The organism is Thiobacter sp. AK1, assembly GCF_039822265.1.
GTDB classification, from domain to species: domain Bacteria; phylum Pseudomonadota; class Gammaproteobacteria; order Burkholderiales; family Thiobacteraceae; genus Thiobacter; species Thiobacter aerophilum.
Genome location: NZ_JBAJEX010000003.1, coordinates 57,689 through 74,341 on the forward strand (window position 1 = coordinate 57,689; position 16,653 = coordinate 74,341).

Sequence of the window (16,653 nt, forward strand, 5' to 3'; positions counted from 1 at the left end):
TCGCGCAGCGTGTGGCAGCGGCGCCATCCCATCACCGAACACATCCCCCGCCTGCGTCGGTTTGCCCGGGCGCTGACGGGGGATGCCGCGCGCGCCGATGATTTGGTACAGGACACGCTCGAGCGGGCACTCAAGAAGTTCGCCCTCTGGCGCCACGGTTCGGATTTGCGCGCCTGGCTGTTTACTGTCATGCACAATGTCTATGTCAACCAGCAGGCTGCGCGCCGCGAAGGCGCTGGCCCTGCCTGGGAAGGCGTGTCCGATGAGGATGTCCTGGAGAAACTGCCAGTAGCCCCCACCCAAGAAAAGGCGCTGGAGCTACGCGACCTGGCCGCCGCTCTTGCGCAGCTTGCGCCGGAGCAGCGCGAGGTGTTGCTGCTCGTGGGTCTGGAAGGCCTACGCTACGAAGAAGTGGCGCGGGTCCTGGGTGTGCCGCTGGGCACGGTGATGTCGCGCCTGGCACGGGGCCGTGAACGTTTGCGGCGCCTGATGGAAGGAGAGCGCTGGCCGAGCCTGCGCCGAGTGAAGTAATGCGGGAAATCGACGAACACAGCTTGCACGCCTACCTGGATGATGCCCTGGATGGGCCGCGCCGCGCGCAAGTCGAAGCCTACCTCGCGCAGCACCCGGATGCGGCGGCGCGCGTTTCGGCCTGGCGCCACCAGAAAGAAGCGCTGCACGCCCTGTTCGACCCAGTGCTGGAGGAACCCCTGCCGGCGCGGCTCAAGCCGCCCGCGCGCGCCCTACCCGCACTACGCTATGCCGCGATGCTGGGTTGGTTGGGCGTAGGCGCCGCCTTGGGTTGGCTGGCACGGGGCGATGCGCCCGCACCAGGGCCTCTTGCGTCCCTGCCGCGGGAGGCGGCAGTGGCCCACGTGGTCTATGCGCCGGAAGTGCTGCATCCGGTGGAAGTGGGCGCGGAGCAGCAGGCCCATCTGGTCAAATGGCTGTCCAAGCGCCTGGGCGCTGAACTCAATGCGCCTGATCTCGCCCCCAGTGGCTTCCATCTCATGGGCGGGCGGCTGCTGCCGGCCGACGACGGCCCTGCCGCGCAGTTCATGTACCAGGACAGCCAAGGCAGGCGGCTTAGCCTCTACGTGCGCGTACTGTCCGGCACGGCGAGAGAGACCGCCTTCCGCTTTGAACGCAAGGACGGGGTGAGCGTCTTCTACTGGGTGGACGGCCGCTTCGGTTATGCCCTCTCGGGCGAGCTGGACCGGGCGCGTCTGCTGGAAATCGCCACGTCGGTCTATCACCAGCTCGGCTGAGGACGTTGGATTCCCTGCCTTGGCCGAGCCAGTCGCAAACATCGAGAGGCCTCATGTCCAAGCTTCGTATCCCTTACATTCCCCCTTCGGAGATCACCCCCAGCCAGTTGGTGCTAAGCCGGCGCACCTTTCTCAAAAGCGGCGCCGCCGCGCTGGCGGCGCTAGCGGCTCCGGCACAGGCGCGCCTTGCCGCACAGGCGAGCGCCTATTCCACCCAAGAGCCCCTCACCCCCTTCTCAGACGTGACCCACTACAACAACTTCTACGAGTTCGGCACCGGCAAGGAGGAGCCTGCGCAACGGGCCCATAGCCTGATCACCCGTCCCTGGACGGTGAGCGTGGAGGGCTTGGTGCAAAAGCCCAGGGTGTGGGACGTGGAGGCGCTGCTACGCTTCCCGCTGGAAGAGCGCATCTACCGCCTGCGCTGCGTGGAGGGGTGGTCCATGGTCATCCCCTGGATCGGTTTCCCCCTGGCCCAGTTGCTGCGCCAGGCAGAGCCATTGGGATCGGCGAAATACGTGGAATTCGTGAGCCTGCACGATCCCCGCCAGATGCCAGGTCAGCGCCTCCCCCTCCTAGACTGGCCTTATCGCGAAGGATTGCGTCTGGACGAAGCCCTGCATCCTCTGACCCTGCTTGCCGTGGGCCTGTATGGCGAACTGCTGCCGAACCAGAACGGTGCGCCCATCCGCCTGGTCGTGCCATGGAAATACGGCTTCAAGAGTGCCAAGTCCATCGTGCGCATCCGCCTGGTGGAAAAGCAGCCCCTCACCACCTGGATGCGCGCAGCACCCGATGAATACGGTTTCTATTCCAACGTCAATCCGGCAGTGGACCACCCGCGCTGGAGCCAGGCTCGGGAACGGCGCATCGGCGAGTTCCACAAGCGGCCCACCCTCCCCTTCAACGGCTATGGGGACCAGGTGGCGTCCCTCTATGCCGGCATGGATCTGAAGAAATTCTTCTGAATGGGGCGCGCCTCCCGAACCGAGTCGGTGAGGAGGCCACGCCTGGCCTGGCTCAAGCCCTTCCTGTTCCTGTTCGCCCTGCTGCCGCTTGCGCGGCTCGTCTGGCTTGCACGCGGCCAAGGTCTCGGGGCCAATCCCGTCGAGTACGTCACCCACTCCACCGGCACCTGGGCGCTGGTATGGTTGCTCGCGACCCTGGCCGTGACGCCCCTGCGGTGGCTTTCCGGCCGCAACGAGCTGGTGCGCCTGCGCCGCATGCTGGGCTTGTTCGCCTTTTTCTACGCCAGCCTGCACCTTCTCACCTATCTCTGGTGGGACCAGTTCTTCGACTGGAATGAGATCGCGCGCGACGTGATCAAGCGGCCCTTCATCACCGCGGGGGCGAGCGCCTATCTCCTGATGCTCCCCCTCGCCTTGACCTCCACCCAGGCCATGATGCGCCAACTGGGACGCCACTGGCAGAGACTGCATCGTCTGGTTTATGGCGTGGGCATCGCGGCGGTCCTGCACTACTTTTGGCTGGTCAAGAAAGATCTCAGCCAACCCCTCCTCTACGGGGCGATCTTAAGCCTCCTGCTTGCCGCGCGCGTGATGCACTGGCTGCGCAGCAAATAAAAAAAGCGGGAGGGTCGCCCCACCCGCTTCATGAACCGCGCCGCGCTTACTTGAGCAGCGACGCCACCGTGGCCATCGGCTTGGGGATCACCGGCGCAATGGGCGCGGCCGGCGAAGCTGCCGGTGCCGGAGCAGGCGCCGCCGGTTTGGGCGCAGCTTTCTTCGCGGCGGGCTTCTTCGGTGCCGCCTTCTTCGCCGCCGGCTTGGGCGCGGCTTTCTTCGGCGCCGCTTTCTTGGTGGCGGGTTTCTTGGCGACCGCCTTCTTGGCCGCAGCCTTCTTCGGTGCCGCCTTCTTGGCGGCGGCCTTCTTCGGTGCCGCCTTCTTGGCGGCGGGTTTCTTGGCCGTGGCCTTCTTCGGTGCCGCCTTCTTGGCGGCGGGTTTCTTGGCCGTGGCCTTCTTCGCCGCCGGCTTCTTGGCGGCGGGTTTCTTGGCCGTGGCCTTCTTCGCCGCCGGCTTCTTGGCGGTCGCCTTCTTCGCCGCGGGTTTCTTGGCGGCGGCCTTTTTCACCGCTGGCTTCTTGGCGGCCGGTTTCTTGGCAGCAGCTTTCTTGGCTGCAGGCTTCTTGGCGGTCGCCTTCTTGGCTGCGGGCTTCTTGGCTGCCGCCTTTTTGGCGGCGGGCTTCTTGGCCGCAGGCTTGCCAGACGAACTGCCAGCTGCCGCCGCGGCCATTTCCAGTGTTGCCATGGTTGAACTCCTTTTCGAAACGTTAAGGATTGAAACCGGCGAGGCCTCAAGCCGCGCCACCCGGCGGCAGGTGGCTCCCAATTGACTCACGCGCAACTCTTACCTTCCGTGACTCAGTTGAAAGTTCGCTACCGCCCGGTGACGCGAAATTTATGGCAGCACGCGGAAGCACACAATAGCCGTCAACGCAAACTCCATGCTTTTTACTGAGAAAAAACGGGGTGCCAGTAATTTGGTCGCGACTCGATACCGATTTTAGACAAACACCATTCCCCTAGGAGCAAGCAGCGGCGCGGCTTTCGCGAGATGGTATCGGGTCGAATCCATCCGCGCTAAAAAATAATTTTTCGTTCGCCGGCGTGGAGTCTTTAGGAGGCAGACAGAGCATCGGTGGGAAGCAGGTGTTCCAGGGCGTAGAGAGCCTCCACTGATTCCCGCTCCCGGATCAGGAAGACCTGTTCCCCGCTGACCATCACTTCGGCAGCCCGCGGTCGGCTGTTGTAGTTGGAAGCCATGCTCATGCCGTAGGCTCCCGCGGACATGATGGCCAGCAGATCGCCCTGGGCGAGGGCGAGACTGCGGGCGTGACCGAGGAAATCACCGCTTTCGCACACCGGGCCGACGATCTCCCACGTCCGCGCGGAACCTTGGTGGGGCACCACGGGAAGGATGTCATGCCAGGCGTCGTACAAGGCGGGGCGCATGAGGTCGTTCATGGCGGCATCGACAATGGCGAAATGACGCGTCTGTCCGGGTTTGAGGTACTCGACTCGAGTCAGCAACAACCCGGCATTGCCCACCAGGGCTCGCCCCGGCTCGAGCAATAGCTTGAGTCCCCGCCCTGCGAGGCGCTCGGCGAGGCGGCGCGCATACTCAGCGAGATCAGGGGGGCACTCGTCACGGTAGCGAATGCCCAGTCCGCCCCCCAGATCCAAGTGCTCGAGCCGGATGCCCGCGGCCTTAAGGCGATCCACCAGTTCCAGCACCCGTTCCAGGGCATCCACGAAGGGCTCCACCTGGAGGATTTGGGAACCGATGTGGCAGTCGATGCCGCGCACGACGAGATGGGGCAGCCCTTGCGCTACCTGGTAGAGCTCGAAGGCGCGGGCATATTCGATGCCGAACTTGCTTTCCTTGAGGCCGGTGGAGATGTAGGGGTGGGTGCGCGGATTGACGTCGGGATTGACGCGCAGGGACACCGGCGCCCGGCGTTTAAGCCCACCGGCCACTTCGTTGAGGCGGTAGAGCTCTGCTTCGGATTCCACGTTGAAGCAGTGGATGCCAAGCTCGAGGGCCAGGCGCATCTCAGCCTCGGTCTTGCCCACGCCGGAGAACACTACCTTGGAGGGATCGCCCCCCGCGGCCACCACGCGCTTGAGCTCGCCACCGGAGACGATGTCGAAGCCCGCGCCCAGCCGGGCAAACAAGTCGAGGATGGCGAGATTCGAGTTGGCCTTGACCGCGTAGCAGATGAGATGGGGCAGCCCGCTAAACGCGCCATCGAAGTTCCTGAAGGCGAATTCCAGCGCGGCGCGGGAATAGACATAGCACGGCGTGCCGTATTGGGCGGCGATGCGGGTCAGGGGCACCGCTTCCACGCACAGCCCCTGCTCGCGATAGGCGAAAGGCGTCACGGTCTTTCCCTGTCTTTGTCCGCGGCGGGTGCCTGAGGGGATGTTGCAGCCGGCGGGGGCAGGTAGAGCGGCCCTTTCACGCCACAGGCTTGCAGCGCAGCCGCGAGCACCAATATCATGGGGACAAATCGCATCGAGGAATGGGATCAGGGGTGGCAGGCCAAGCCCGCATCTTAGCACACGGGGAAAACATGATGACCGAGACGGAATTCAACCGCCTGGTGGACGAGACCTTGGCCCGCATCGAGCAAGCGATCGAGGACAGTGGAGCCGACATCGACTACGAAACCAGCGCGGGCATCCTCACCCTGGATTTCCCGGACGGCAGCAAGATCGTCATCAACCGTCAGAGCGCCAACCAGGAGCTGTGGGTGGCCGCCCGCGCCGGCGGTTTTCACTTCCGCTGGATGGACGGTGCCTGGCGCAACACCCGCGATGGCTCCCAGCTCATCCCCTCGCTCGCCCGCTGGGTGAGCGAGCAGGCGGGCATGCCGGTAAACTTCGACTGAACGGGAGACCGCCAAGCCGCCCGATGCGCAAGAGCGCTTTCAACCTGCTGGAACTCACGGAGCGCCTGGGCAACCTGATCCGGGTCGAGATGCGCCGGCTGGGAGCGGCCTACAAGCTGCACCCCGTGCATTTGCAGGCCTTGAGCTATCTGCGTCAGGCCAACCGTTACAGCAACACCCCCCAGGCGCTCACCGAGTATCTGGGACTGACCAAGGGCACGGTGTCCCAGAGTCTGCTTTTGCTCTACCGCAAGGGGCTGGTGACCCGCTACGTGGACGAACGCGACAAGCGCGTAGTTCGCTTGAAGCTCTCCGCTTCTGGCCGGCGTCTGATGAAGGATGCCCAACTCGCGCCCATCTGGCAGACTGCCGCCGCCAACATCAGTCCAGCGCGCAGCCGCACCACTGTGCTGGTGTTGCAGGAAACCCTGCGCAATCTCCAGGCCATGCATCAGGAACGGACCTTTGGGGTGTGTAACACCTGCGCCCATCTGCAGCGCGAGAGCGCCCGAATTTACCACTGTGGCGTCACGGGCGAACGCCTGAGCGTGCCGGAAACCCGCCAGATCTGCCGCTTGCACACCCCCCGCGCGTGAAGACTCAGGCACCCGGCATCAGCGTCACCGCCACCTCCAGCTGCCGGCTGCCGCGCAATAGGCGTAGGGTCACCTGATCACCCACCTGGAAGTCGTCCAGACGGGAGAACAGCTCGGCCACGCTACGCACCGGCCGACTATTCACCGCCAGAATGATGTCGCCCGGCACTAGGCTGCCGTCCGGCCCGAGGGTGGCGCCCTTGAGCCCGGCCTGGGCCGCCGAGGAATCCGGAAGCACACGCAGGATGACCACGCCCTCAACGCCGAGCAGGCGGGTCAAGCGCGCATTGAGCATCTCGTCCACCTCGATGCCCAGGGCAGGCCGAATGTAGCGGCCCTTGGCAATGAGGTGAGGCACCACCCGGTTGACGGTATCCACCGGCACGGCGAAGCCGATGCCGGCAGAGGCGCCGCTGGGACTGTAGATGGCGGTATTGATGCCAATGAGGCGGCCGGCAGAATCCAAAAGCGGCCCCCCCGAATTGCCGGGGTTGATGGCGGCATCGGTCTGGATCAGGTGGTCGATGGTGCGACCGTCTTCGGTGGGCAGCGCCCGGTCCAGGGCGGAGACGATGCCAGTTGTGAGGGTCCAGTCCAGGCCAAAGGGATTCCCGATGGCAAACACTTTCTGTCCCACCTTGAGGTCGTGGCTGGTGCCGATGGGCACCGGCGGTGGCCGCTTGAAGGCCACGCCGATCCTCAGCACGGCGATGTCGTGGGGCGGCGAAGCGCCCACCAGGGCGGCGCGGAAGCTGCGGCCATCGGCCAGGCGCACCGTGGCCTCGGAGGCGCCCTCGATCACGTGGAAATTAGTGATGACATGGCCTTTATCGTCCCAAATGAAGCCAGAACCGGTGCCGCGGGGGACGGTGAACACGTTGCGCGTGTAAAGATCCATCACCGTGGCGCGGGTGCTGATGAACACCACGCTGTCGCGGGATTTTTCGAAGATCTCGATGGTAGCCTTCTCATCGGCCGCCAAATCGCCCCGCGCCGTCACGGGACGTGGCTTGGCGTCGGGGCTAGGCGCGCCAAGCCAGAAGGGGGTCCCCCGCCAGAGCACGAGCAGCAACAGCAGAACCACAGCAAGCCATAACAGGGACACGATGCGACGCAAAGACATGACAGCTCCTCAAGGTTTCAGGATTGGGTAGCCCGCGTGGCCGCCTCGTCGCGCTCGCGCATCAGCCAATAAACGATGCCCAGGGCCAGGGTGGCGCCCGCCAGGGCGGCGATCTTGGCGGGGCCCGCGTCAGGATCCAGGATGACGAACTTGCGCGCCAGCGCGATCAAAGCAATCAGCACCACGGTCTTCACCTGGATGATGCTGTCCCGGCGCAGCGCCACCTTGATGATGGAGTGCTTGAACTCCATGGCGATGAGCAGGGTCATGATGGCACCGAACACGGTCTGGAACACGGTGTGATCGAGGGGGTTGAAGGCATCCACCCACAGCAGGGTAAACGCCAGGCGAATGAGCTGGATCAGGGAAATCACCACGATCACCGCGATGACCCCAGAGAGGATGAGCGCGATGACTTCCTCGAAACGTTCGTAGAAACTCATCACTGCCCAGGCATCGCGCAGGTCTTTCCAGGCAGCAGAGGGGCGCGGCTTCATGGAGTCTCCTTGGCGGGATGAAGTGGAGATTGTAGCGTCTCGCGCAGGGCGGCGATGAGGCCATCAGTGCGCTCGGCATCGACACCGCTTTCCAAAAGCGCGCGCTCAGCCAGAGCGAGTCCAGCCGCCAGGCGTTCCACATAGACTTTCACCCCAGGTTCGCCCAGCAGGCGGCGCGCCTCGCGGTCGGTGAGGCTGGTGGCCAGCACCGGCACGTCGGGATGGGTGTGACGCAGGTAATGAACAATGCGCAGCGCCTGTTCGGAACGGTGGAAGGTGATCACCACCAGCCGCGCCCGCTCCACACCGGCGGCGCGCAGGGTATTGATGCGGCTGGCATCACCGTAATACACCGGCAGTCCTTCCGCGCGTGCAATCTGGTACGCCTCGTAGTCGGACTCCACGACCAGGTGGGGAATCTCCGCCACCGCCAGCGCCTGGCTAACGATGCGCCCCAACTGGCCCGCGCCGCAGACGATGACGTGCTGTTTAAGCTGCGCGGCGCGCAAGCCCACGTCCTCTTCCTGAGGTGGCGCGGGGTGAACCGCGGTCCGGGTGAGCAGGCGGGCAATGCGTTCGTGGTGGCGGATCATTAATGGCGCCGCCCCCATGGACAGCGCCAAGGCCACCAAGGCCGCCTGGCCTTGGGGCGCCGGAATCACCCCCGACGTCATGGCGCCACTCAAAAGCAGCAAACCGAATTCACCGCCATGCCCCAGGACCACCGCGCTGCGCCAAGCATCGGCCCGCGACAGCCCCGCCAGGCGCAAAGCCGGCCAATTGAGCAGGATTTTCAAGGGCACCAGCGCCGCGAACCAGGCCAGCACCGCCAGCGGCGCGGCGAGGAACTGGCCGGCATCCACTTGCAGGCCGACGGTGATGAAGAACAGACTCAACAGCACGTCGCGGAAGGGGCGGATGTCGTCTTCCATGCGATGGCGAAAATCGCTCTCGCCCAACACTATCCCCGCGAGGAAGGCACCCAGCGCGGGCGACACCCCCAGCACATGGGCGCCATAGGCCGCCCCCAGCACCAAAGTGAGCGCCACCAGCAAGAACACCTCCTCCACGCCGCGCCGCGCCACCCAGGCCATGAAGCGATGCAGGGGGCGGCGTGAGGCGGCCACCGCCACCACGAACAGGACCACTACGCCCGCCACCTCCACCAACACTGCGCCGGTCTGGGGCGCGCCACCGCGCGCCCAGATGGCGAGCAGGGCGAGCACGGGGATGGTGGCGATGTCCTGGAACACCAGCACGGCCATGGCCATGCGGCCGTGGCGCACGGTGAGCTCGCCCTGTTCCGCAAGCTGTTTGCCGACGATGGCACTGGAGGACATGGCCGCCGCCGCGCCCAGCAGGAAAGCCGCCCGCGCGTCCACCCCCAGCGCGCGGCTGGCGAGTCCCACCGCCAGCCCCACGAACAGCATTTGCATAAGCCCCGCCGAGAGCACGCGGCGCCAAGTGGCCCACAGGCTCGCCACGGAGAATTCCAGTCCCACCATGAACAAAAGCAACACCACACCCACCTCGGCGAGGAAGGTGAGGCTTGCACCGGGCTGCAACAGCCCCGACACCGAGGGTCCGAGGGCGACGCCAGCAGCGAGATAGCCGAGCAGCGTGGGCAGGCGCAAGCGACTCGCCACCGCCGCGGCGATCGCCCCCGCCACCAGCAGGGCGAGGGAGAAGGAGAAGAGATCCTGCACGGATGCAGACGTTCAGCGCAGTTGAGCTTGCACCCAGCGGACGATGTCCTGTGCCCCCATCGCCCCGGCCTGGCGCGCGATCTCCCGCCCGCCGCTAAACAGGACTAGGGTGGGAATGCTGCGGATGCCGTATTGCGCCCCCAGCATCTGTTCCGCTTCGGTGTCCACTTTCCCCAGGCGCACGCGGGGCTCCAAGACGCGCGCCGCCTGTTCGAACTGGGGCGCCATCATCTTGCACGGTCCGCACCAGGGCGCCCAGAAATCCACCAGCACCGGAATGTCGCTACGCTCGATGTGCTTGCCGAAGGTGGCGGCGGTGAGCGCGACGGGATGCCCGGTGAACAGGGGCCGGTGGCACTTGCCACAATTGGGATGCTGATCGAGCCGAACGCTGGGCACGCGGTTGACGGCGTGACAATGGGGACAGACGATGTTGAGGGTATCGCTCACGATGTTTCTCCGAATAGGGGCATTGCAGTTAGCTGGAAACGGCTGTGGCTAGGGCCGAAGCGGGTTTTTTCAAATCAACGGTGAGCGCCTGGATGGCCGCCTCGTCCAGCGTCTCTCGCGCCAGCAGCTCTGCTGCACAGCGATCCAGCACGTCTCGGTTGTCGGCAAGAATGCCGTAGGCCCGCGCAAACACATCCATGACGATGCCGCGCACGGCGGCGTCAATACGCGCCTGGGTGGATTCCGCCACCCGGCAGCCGCCGGCGGCCAGTTCCGGCACATCCAGGAAACGCGGGCGCTGGGCTTCGAAGGCAATGTAGCCGAGATCCTCGTCCATGCCGTAGCGGGTGATCATGTCGCGGGCAATGTCGGTGGCCTTGGCCAGGTCGTCGGCCGCGCCGGTGGACAGTTCGCCGAAAACCAGTTTCTCGGCGGCGCGTCCGCCCAAGAGCACGGCGATCTTGTTCTCCAGTTCCTGCCGCGTCATGAGATAGCGATCCTCGGTGGGACGCTGGATGGTATAGCCGAGGGCGCCGATGCCACGGGGGATGATGGAAACCTTGTGCACCGGATCGGTCCCTGGCAGCGCCAAAGCAACCAGCGCATGGCCCATCTCGTGATAGGCCACGGTCCTGCGTTCCCGCTCGTTGAGCACGCGATTCTTCTTCTCCAGCCCCGCCACGATGCGTTCGATGGCGGCGGTGAAGTCGGAGAGCTCCACCGCATCGGCCTTGCGGCGCGTGGCCATGAGGGCGGCCTCGTTCACCAGGTTGGCCAAATCGGCCCCGGAAAAGCCAGCGGTGAGTGCAGCGACCTGTTCCAGATCCACGTTGGCAGCGAGCTTGATCTTCTTTGCGTGCACCTTGAGGATGGCCAGACGTCCTTTCTTGTCGGGCCGGTCCACCAGCACCTGGCGGTCGAAGCGGCCGGCGCGCAGCAGCGCCGGATCCAGGATTTCAGGGCGGTTGGTGGCGGCAAGGATGACGAGCCCCACGGAGGAATCGAACCCATCCATTTCCGTGAGAAGCTGATTGAGGGTTTGCTCTCGTTCGTCGTGGCCGCCGAGAGGGTTCGCCACGCCACGCGCGCGTCCCAGCGCATCCAGTTCGTCGATGAAAATGATCGCCGGTGCTTTCTCCCGCGCCTGCTCGAACAGATCCCGCACCCGCGCGGCGCCCACGCCCACGAACATTTCCACGAACTCCGACCCCGAGATGGAAAAGAAGGGCACTCCGGCTTCTCCCGCCACCGCCTTGGCGAGCAGGGTCTTGCCCGTGCCAGGTGGCCCCACCAACAGCACCCCCTTGGGAACGCGCGCGCCCAGCCGTCCATATTCCTGGGGATTTTTCAGGAACTCCACCACTTCGCGGAGTTCGGCCTTGGCCTCGTCCACCCCCGCCACGTCATCGAAGGTGACGCCCGTGTCCTTCTCCACATAGACCTTGGCGCGGCTCTTGCCGATGGTCATGAAGCCGCCCATGCCTTGTTTCTCGGCGAACTTGCGAAACAGAAAGAACCAGACGGCAAAGAAGATCACCGCCGGCAGCACCCAGGACATGAGGTCGCGCAGGAAGGTGCTCTCCACCACCCGCGTGTAGGGCACGTTGTATTGGGCGAGCCGCGCGGCAAGGTCTGGTTCCACCCGGTTGGCAACGATCACCGTCTTGCCCTTGGCATCGGGTGCCCTGAGCTTGCCGGTGATCAATTTGTCCGTGATGAACACCTCTTCCACCCGGCCTTCCTTGAGCGCCTGTTCGAATTCGCTGTAGGGCACGAGCTCCACGGTGCGCGCCGTCTGCCACCAGTTCTGCAGCATCAAAAGCAGGGTGATGGCGACGATCCAATAAATGAGATTCCATTGGGTTTTCTGTTCCATCGTTTTTCCTTTATCGTCTAGCGCCAGATCCCAAGAGGATGCCAGCGCGGAGGCCGCACGTGCGAACCCGGCCATTGCCAGTCCTGCGCTTCGGCCGACCCTTGTTTGAGCGCGCGCAGGCGCGCGATGCGCTCCTCGGTGGCGGGATGGGTGCGTAGCCAGGACGGCTCGGGATTGCCCCAACCCGGCATCAGCCAGCTCTTCCAGGAGCGGCTCACCCGCTCGATTTTCGCCAGGGCCGCCGCCAGCCCCTCCGGATCGCCAGTGAGGCGCGCCGCCATCAGGTCGGCATCGAACTCGCGCACCCGCGACAAGCCAAGCTGGGCAAGTAGGGCGAGCTGCGGCGAGAACAAGAGCAGCAACAGCCCTGGCCACTGGATGTCCACCGCCCCCGCAAGCCACGCCGGTAAGGATACGAGCAGCAGCATTTGCGCCACCAAGGCGACCAAGGCCGTCAATCGGCTCACGTAATCCGCCAGCCCCATCACCCGGAGGTCGTCCTGGGCGATGTGGGCGATCTCGTGGGCGAGCACTCCCGCCAGCTCGCGCCAGTCAAGATTGCGAAGCAGTCCCTCGGTGAGGACGATGTGTGAATCGTCCCGGCTCCCCACGGCGAAGGCGTTCGCCACGGGACTGCCCACCCAATAGAGGCGCGGCGCACGCGCAAGCTGGGCGCGCGCCGCCAGCTTTGCCACCAGTTGTTCCAGCGCCGGCGCCCCGGTGAGGGGCCGCGCGCCGTAGAGGCGCAGCGTAAGCCGCGTCGCCGCGGCCGGTTCGACGGCCAACGCCACCACCGCCGCACCCAGCGCCGCCCACAGGCCAGATTCCCCAAGGAGCAGCCAGCCGGCTTGCGCGGCGATGGCCAACAACACGCCCGCAAGCAACAGGCTCTGCAACCGGTTGGCGCGGGCGTGGCGCCGCCACGTTTCGTCGGACACGTCCGGCTTCACAGCTCACCCAGGCAGCGCAGACGCCGGCGCAGACGATCGGTTTCCTCCATGAGGTCGGCCACCAGCGCGGCGAGCTCTGGCACGGCCTCGAAGTCCCGCTCCAGGCTGCGCATGCGGCGCGCGCGGGTGAGGGCCTCCTCGGCGAAACGCCACACGCCTCCCACGCTCTCGGCATGGGGAAACAACCCTGCCTCCAGATGGGCGAGCAGCCACTCGGGTTCCACGTCGCAGGCAGCCGCCACCTGCTCCAGGGTAAGCCAGCTCTCAGAGAGCAGGGTGCCGATCAATACCTCTTCGTCGCTCATCATGTCCTCCCGGCACGCGGGTCGAAGGCGAGCTCCCGCGCCATGGTTTCATAAAGTTCCCTCGCCCGCGGCGTATCCGCTGGCGGCAGCACCACTTGCAGGGTGAGCAAAAGATCCCCCGGGGGATCGGAGGGAATACCCTTGCCCCGCACCCGCAATTGCCTGCCCGACTGGGCACCGGGCGGGATGCGCACCTTGACCACGCCGTCAGGCAACTCCACCGGCACCACCGCACCCAGGGCCGCTTCCCAGGGCGCCACCGCTAGGCGCATGTGCAAGTCCCTGCCCTGCACCTGGAAACGGGGATGGGGATGGAAGTGCACCTCAAGCAGCAAATCCCCAGGAGGGCCGCCGCCGATGCCAGGCGCACCTTGCCCCGCGAGGCGGATGATCTGGCCTTCACGCACGCCCTTGGGAATCTTCACGTTCAGGGTGCGTGTATCCAGCACCAGGTGGCCACTGGCGTCGAGCCGGGGCGCGCGCAGGGTGATCTGGCGCGTAGCGCCCGTGAAGGCATCGGCCAGATCGAGATAGACCTTGGCGTGATGGTCTTCGCCCTGGGCGCGGAAGCCACTGCTGCGACGGCTGCGCCCGCCAAAGCCGCCAAACAGTTGCGAGAAGAAATCGGAGAATTCCGCCGCCTCGTGGGGGGAGAAGCCATGGCTGGAGAACTCGAAGCCCGCATCCCAGCCGGGCGGCGGCCGGAATTCTTCGCCGGAACGGTAACCTTGGGCGGCGAGCTGGTCGTAAGCGGCGCGCTTCTCCGGGTCCGAGAGCACGGCGTAGGCCTCGTTGATCTCCTTCATGCGCTTTTCCGCATCCGGCTCCTTGGACACATCCGGATGGTATTTGCGCGCGAGTTTACGGAAGGCCTTCTTGATCTCGTCAGCCGTCGCGTCGCGGGAAACGCCCAGCACTTCGTAGTAGTTCTTGAATTCCATGCCTTGTCCTTGTCGTGGCGTAAGCGGCAAGCAACAGATATGAGGGCCACCCCTCACCAATCAAGGGGCCGCAAGCGCCGGTCTGATGGATCATCTGGGTTGAAATCGGAAAAGGACGCCCCGAATTGTCCATATAGGAAGAATGCTCGCACATTTCCGTTTTCGCTGCTTTAATGACCATAGGACAGAAGAAAGGAGATGACCATGAAACTGGGTTTGCGCGAAGTCGGAAGCCTGTGGGACAGCGTCACGGAAGGCTGGCGTCATCTCTGGGAGTCGGCGCGTGGGGCCTTGACGCGCTTTCGCCCCGGCGAGAAAACCAACCTGCCCAAGCCAGAGGAAGTGGAGGACGAGTCCTTTCTGCCGGCGCTAGGCTGGGCCATGTTGGGCGGAGAAGTGTTCGAGGACGATGAGCGCGTGGTGGTACGCCTGGAAGTGCCCGGCATGGACAAGGCGGATCTGGACATCCAGGTGGAAGGCGACAGTCTGATCGTCTCGGGCGAGAAGCGTTTCGAACGTGAGGCCACCGAGGGGCGCTGGCATACCCTGCAATGCGCCTACGGCAGCTTCCGGCGCATGATTCCCTTGCCCGCACCGGTGAGAAGCGAAGAGGCTCGCGCCAGTTACAAAAATGGGGTGCTGCGGGTTGAGCTCCCCAAGCTTGTGCCCGGCCGGCGCTCGCCCCGCTCAATCCCCGTGGAATGAGGTTTCCCGCAACTGCTACGAAAGAAGGAGCGTTCCATCATGACCATTCCCATCATCGACGCCATTCAGGGAAAGATCATTGTGCGCAATCACTACGGCGAGCTGGTGGAGCTCGACGAGTGGTCGCCCGACATCGCACGCAAGCTTGCCGAGCAGGAAGGCATCACCCTCACCGACGAGCACTTCCAGGTGCTGAATTTCCTGCGGGATTATTTCATCAACCAGAACGGCAGCACGGAGGACGCGCACCAGATCCTGCGTTCCACCGAAGAGTATTTCGCCGACAAGGGCGGCCGCCGCTGGCTCTATCAGCTCTTTCCCCACGGCCCCATGGTGCAGGGCATGAAGATCGCAGGCCTGCCGGTACCGCCCCACGCCACCGATCCTTCCTTCGGCAGCGTGAGCTGACCGTCACGCCCCTAGGGTCGCCCGTGCGCGGGCAATGGCTGCGCGTACGGCCGCCGGGGCCGTGCCGCCCAAATGATTACGCGCCGCAAGCGACCCTTCCAGGGTGAGCACCGCGAACACGTCGGCATCGATCACGGGTGAGAACTGCCGCAATTCCTCCAAAGGCAGGTCGGCCAGGTCGCAGCCCTTGGCCTCCGCGTGGCGCACGGCGCGCGCCACCGCCTCGTGGGCATCGCGAAAGGGCACGCCCTTCTTCACCAGGTAATCGGCAAGATCCGTGGCAGTGGCGTACCCTTCCCGCGCCGCCTGGCGCATGGCCTGCGTGTTCACCGTGATGGCGCCCATCATGTCCGCGAACAGGGTGAGCGCATCGAGCAAGGTATCGACGGTGTCGAAAAGAGGTTCCTTGTCTTCCTGATTGTCCTTGTTGTAGGCCAAGGGCTGGGCTTTCATGAGGGTCAAAAGCCCCATCAGATGGCCATAGACACGCCCGGTCTTGCCCCGCACCAGTTCCGGCACATCCGGGTTCTTTTTCTGGGGCATGATGGAGGAGCCGGTGCAGAAACGGTCTGCGAGCCGGATGAAGTCGAAGCGCGGGCTCATCCACAGAATGAGTTCCTCGGACAAGCGCGACAGATGCATCATCACCAGGGAAGCACAGGCGGTGAATTCGATGGCAAAGTCGCGGTCGGACACGGCATCCAGGGAGTTCTCGCACAAACCCTCGAAGCCCAGCAGCTCTGCCACCCGTTCCCGGCGAATGGGATAGGTCGTGCCGGCAAGGGCCGCAGCCCCCAGGGGCAGTCGATTCACGCGCCGCCGGCAGTCGGCCAGCCGCGCCTGATCCCGCGCAAACATTTCCTGGTAGGCCATCAAATGATGGGCAAAGGAAACCGGCTGCGCCACCTGCAGATGGGTAAAGCCCGGCATGATGGTCTCGGTATGCTGCTCCGCCAGGTCCAGAAGCGCGATCCGCAGCGCCCGGACTCGCGCCTGGATCTGGTCGATGGCATCGCGCAGCCACAGGCGCACGTCCGTGGCCACCTGGTCGTTGCGCGAGCGTGCCGTATGCAGACGCTTGCCCGCCTCACCGATGAGCTCGGTGAGACGGCGCTCGATGTTCATGTGCACGTCTTCCAGATCCACCGACCAGGGAAAGCGATCGCTTTCGATCTCCTCGCGAATGCGCGCCATGCCCGCCTCAATGGCGGCGAGATCGGAGGCAGCCAGCAGCCCCACCTCGCTCAGCATGCGCGCATGGGCGAGCGAACCTTGAATGTCGAACAAGGCCAGCCGCCGGTCGAACAAGACCGAGGCGGTGAAGCGCTTCACCAGCTCGTCCACGGGTTCGGAAAAGCGTCCCGACCACCTGCCATTGGGCGATTTTTCTTCTTGCATCAAGGATATGCCTTAACCA

The 16,653-nt window shown here is 64.9% G+C and carries 20 protein-coding genes; 8 read left to right on the plus strand and 12 right to left on the minus strand.

All coding sequences use genetic code 11. From position 1 onward, the window contains the following. Window positions 1-9: 9 nt before the first annotated feature. From V6E02_RS05210 to msrQ, 4 genes are read left to right on the plus strand one after another with little or no spacing between them, the layout of a single operon-like run. Entirely contained in the window at window positions 10-531 is a 522-nt protein-coding gene (locus V6E02_RS05210; RefSeq protein ID WP_347307715.1) for a sigma-70 family RNA polymerase sigma factor, read from the plus strand. Beyond that, window positions 531-1,268 carry an anti-sigma factor family protein gene (locus V6E02_RS05215; RefSeq protein ID WP_347307716.1) on the plus strand — a complete coding sequence of 246 codons (738 nt, stop codon included), beginning with the start codon at window positions 531-533 and terminating at the stop codon, window positions 1,266-1,268. The genes V6E02_RS05210 and V6E02_RS05215 overlap by 1 nt, the downstream gene beginning before the upstream one ends. 53 nt (window positions 1,269-1,321) lie before the next feature. Then, window positions 1,322-2,236, plus strand: coding sequence for a protein-methionine-sulfoxide reductase catalytic subunit MsrP (gene msrP / locus V6E02_RS05220; RefSeq protein WP_347307717.1), 915 nt, complete (start codon window positions 1,322-1,324; stop codon window positions 2,234-2,236). After that, on the plus strand, window positions 2,237-2,851 hold the full coding sequence (msrQ, locus tag V6E02_RS05225; protein ID WP_347307718.1) for a protein-methionine-sulfoxide reductase heme-binding subunit MsrQ: 615 nt from the start codon (window positions 2,237-2,239) through the stop codon (window positions 2,849-2,851). Between the two features lie 46 nt (window positions 2,852-2,897). On the opposite strand, the gene V6E02_RS05230 is transcribed toward msrQ, so the two are convergent. The 3 genes from V6E02_RS05230 to lptM form a co-directional block, all read right to left on the minus strand. Continuing rightward, complete coding sequence (locus tag V6E02_RS05230; protein WP_347307719.1) at window positions 2,898-3,536, minus strand: histone H1-like repetitive region-containing protein; 639 nt, start codon at window positions 3,534-3,536, stop codon at window positions 2,898-2,900. 368 nt (window positions 3,537-3,904) lie between these two features. Next, a complete protein-coding gene (gene lysA / locus V6E02_RS05235; RefSeq protein ID WP_347307720.1) occupies window positions 3,905-5,170 on the minus strand; it encodes a diaminopimelate decarboxylase in 1,266 nt (421 codons plus the stop codon). Beyond that, window positions 5,167-5,304: an LPS translocon maturation chaperone LptM gene (lptM, locus tag V6E02_RS13000; protein WP_430626774.1), complete on the minus strand. Its 138-nt coding sequence runs from the start codon at window positions 5,302-5,304 to the stop codon at window positions 5,167-5,169. The genes lysA and lptM overlap by 4 nt, the downstream gene beginning before the upstream one ends. A 57-nt stretch (window positions 5,305-5,361) precedes the next feature. Here lptM and cyaY point away from each other — a divergent pair, with 57 nt between their 5' ends. Beyond that, window positions 5,362-5,679 carry an iron donor protein CyaY gene (cyaY, locus tag V6E02_RS05240; protein ID WP_347307721.1) on the plus strand — a complete coding sequence of 106 codons (318 nt, stop codon included), beginning with the start codon at window positions 5,362-5,364 and terminating at the stop codon, window positions 5,677-5,679. 23 nt (window positions 5,680-5,702) lie between these two features. Beyond that, window positions 5,703-6,275: a MarR family winged helix-turn-helix transcriptional regulator gene (locus V6E02_RS05245; protein ID WP_347307722.1), complete on the plus strand. Its 573-nt coding sequence runs from the start codon at window positions 5,703-5,705 to the stop codon at window positions 6,273-6,275. Window positions 6,276-6,279: 4 nt separating this feature from the next. Here the strand turns inward: V6E02_RS05245 and V6E02_RS05250 are convergent, their stop codons facing one another. Genes V6E02_RS05250 through V6E02_RS05285 form a run of 8 tightly spaced genes read right to left on the minus strand, consistent with a single transcriptional unit; the run spans window position 6,280 to window position 14,123 of the window. Next, window positions 6,280-7,398, minus strand: coding sequence for a S1C family serine protease (locus tag V6E02_RS05250; protein WP_347307723.1), 1,119 nt, complete (start codon window positions 7,396-7,398; stop codon window positions 6,280-6,282). A 17-nt stretch (window positions 7,399-7,415) separates the two neighbouring features. Continuing rightward, entirely contained in the window at window positions 7,416-7,895 is a 480-nt protein-coding gene (locus V6E02_RS05255) for a phosphate-starvation-inducible PsiE family protein (RefSeq protein WP_347307724.1), read from the minus strand. Next, complete coding sequence (locus V6E02_RS05260; protein ID WP_347307725.1) at window positions 7,892-9,601, minus strand: cation:proton antiporter domain-containing protein; 1,710 nt, start codon at window positions 9,599-9,601, stop codon at window positions 7,892-7,894. Before V6E02_RS05260 ends, V6E02_RS05255 begins: the two co-directional genes overlap by 4 nt. A gap of 12 nt (window positions 9,602-9,613) precedes the next feature. Continuing rightward, window positions 9,614-10,051 carry a thioredoxin TrxC gene (trxC, locus tag V6E02_RS05265; protein WP_347307726.1) on the minus strand — a complete coding sequence of 146 codons (438 nt, stop codon included), beginning with the start codon at window positions 10,049-10,051 and terminating at the stop codon, window positions 9,614-9,616. A 28-nt stretch (window positions 10,052-10,079) separates the two neighbouring features. After that, window positions 10,080-11,927, minus strand: a complete 1,848-nt coding sequence (gene ftsH, locus V6E02_RS05270) for an ATP-dependent zinc metalloprotease FtsH (protein WP_347307727.1) — start codon at window positions 11,925-11,927, stop codon at window positions 10,080-10,082. Between the two features lie 17 nt (window positions 11,928-11,944). After that, entirely contained in the window at window positions 11,945-12,865 is a 921-nt protein-coding gene (locus tag V6E02_RS05275; RefSeq protein ID WP_347307728.1) for a zinc metalloprotease HtpX, read from the minus strand. Window positions 12,866-12,873: 8 nt separating this feature from the next. After that, the gene (locus tag V6E02_RS05280) at window positions 12,874-13,185 is read right to left on the minus strand and encodes a chaperone modulator CbpM (RefSeq protein WP_347307729.1); all 312 of its coding nucleotides are present in this window, start codon (window positions 13,183-13,185) and stop codon (window positions 12,874-12,876) included. After that, on the minus strand, window positions 13,182-14,123 hold the full coding sequence (locus V6E02_RS05285) for a DnaJ C-terminal domain-containing protein (protein ID WP_347307730.1): 942 nt from the start codon (window positions 14,121-14,123) through the stop codon (window positions 13,182-13,184). The genes V6E02_RS05280 and V6E02_RS05285 overlap by 4 nt, the downstream gene beginning before the upstream one ends. Window positions 14,124-14,327: 204 nt before the next feature. Here V6E02_RS05285 and V6E02_RS05290 point away from each other — a divergent pair, with 204 nt between their 5' ends. Continuing rightward, complete coding sequence (locus V6E02_RS05290) at window positions 14,328-14,828, plus strand: Hsp20/alpha crystallin family protein (RefSeq protein ID WP_347307731.1); 501 nt, start codon at window positions 14,328-14,330, stop codon at window positions 14,826-14,828. 39 nt (window positions 14,829-14,867) lie between these two features. Continuing rightward, window positions 14,868-15,236, plus strand: a complete 369-nt coding sequence (locus V6E02_RS05295) for a TusE/DsrC/DsvC family sulfur relay protein (protein ID WP_347307732.1) — start codon at window positions 14,868-14,870, stop codon at window positions 15,234-15,236. Window positions 15,237-15,239: 3 nt separating this feature from the next. On the opposite strand, the gene argH is transcribed toward V6E02_RS05295, so the two are convergent. Next, window positions 15,240-16,634 carry an argininosuccinate lyase gene (gene argH / locus V6E02_RS05300; RefSeq protein WP_347307733.1) on the minus strand — a complete coding sequence of 465 codons (1,395 nt, stop codon included), beginning with the start codon at window positions 16,632-16,634 and terminating at the stop codon, window positions 15,240-15,242. Window positions 16,635-16,653 lie beyond the last annotated feature (19 nt).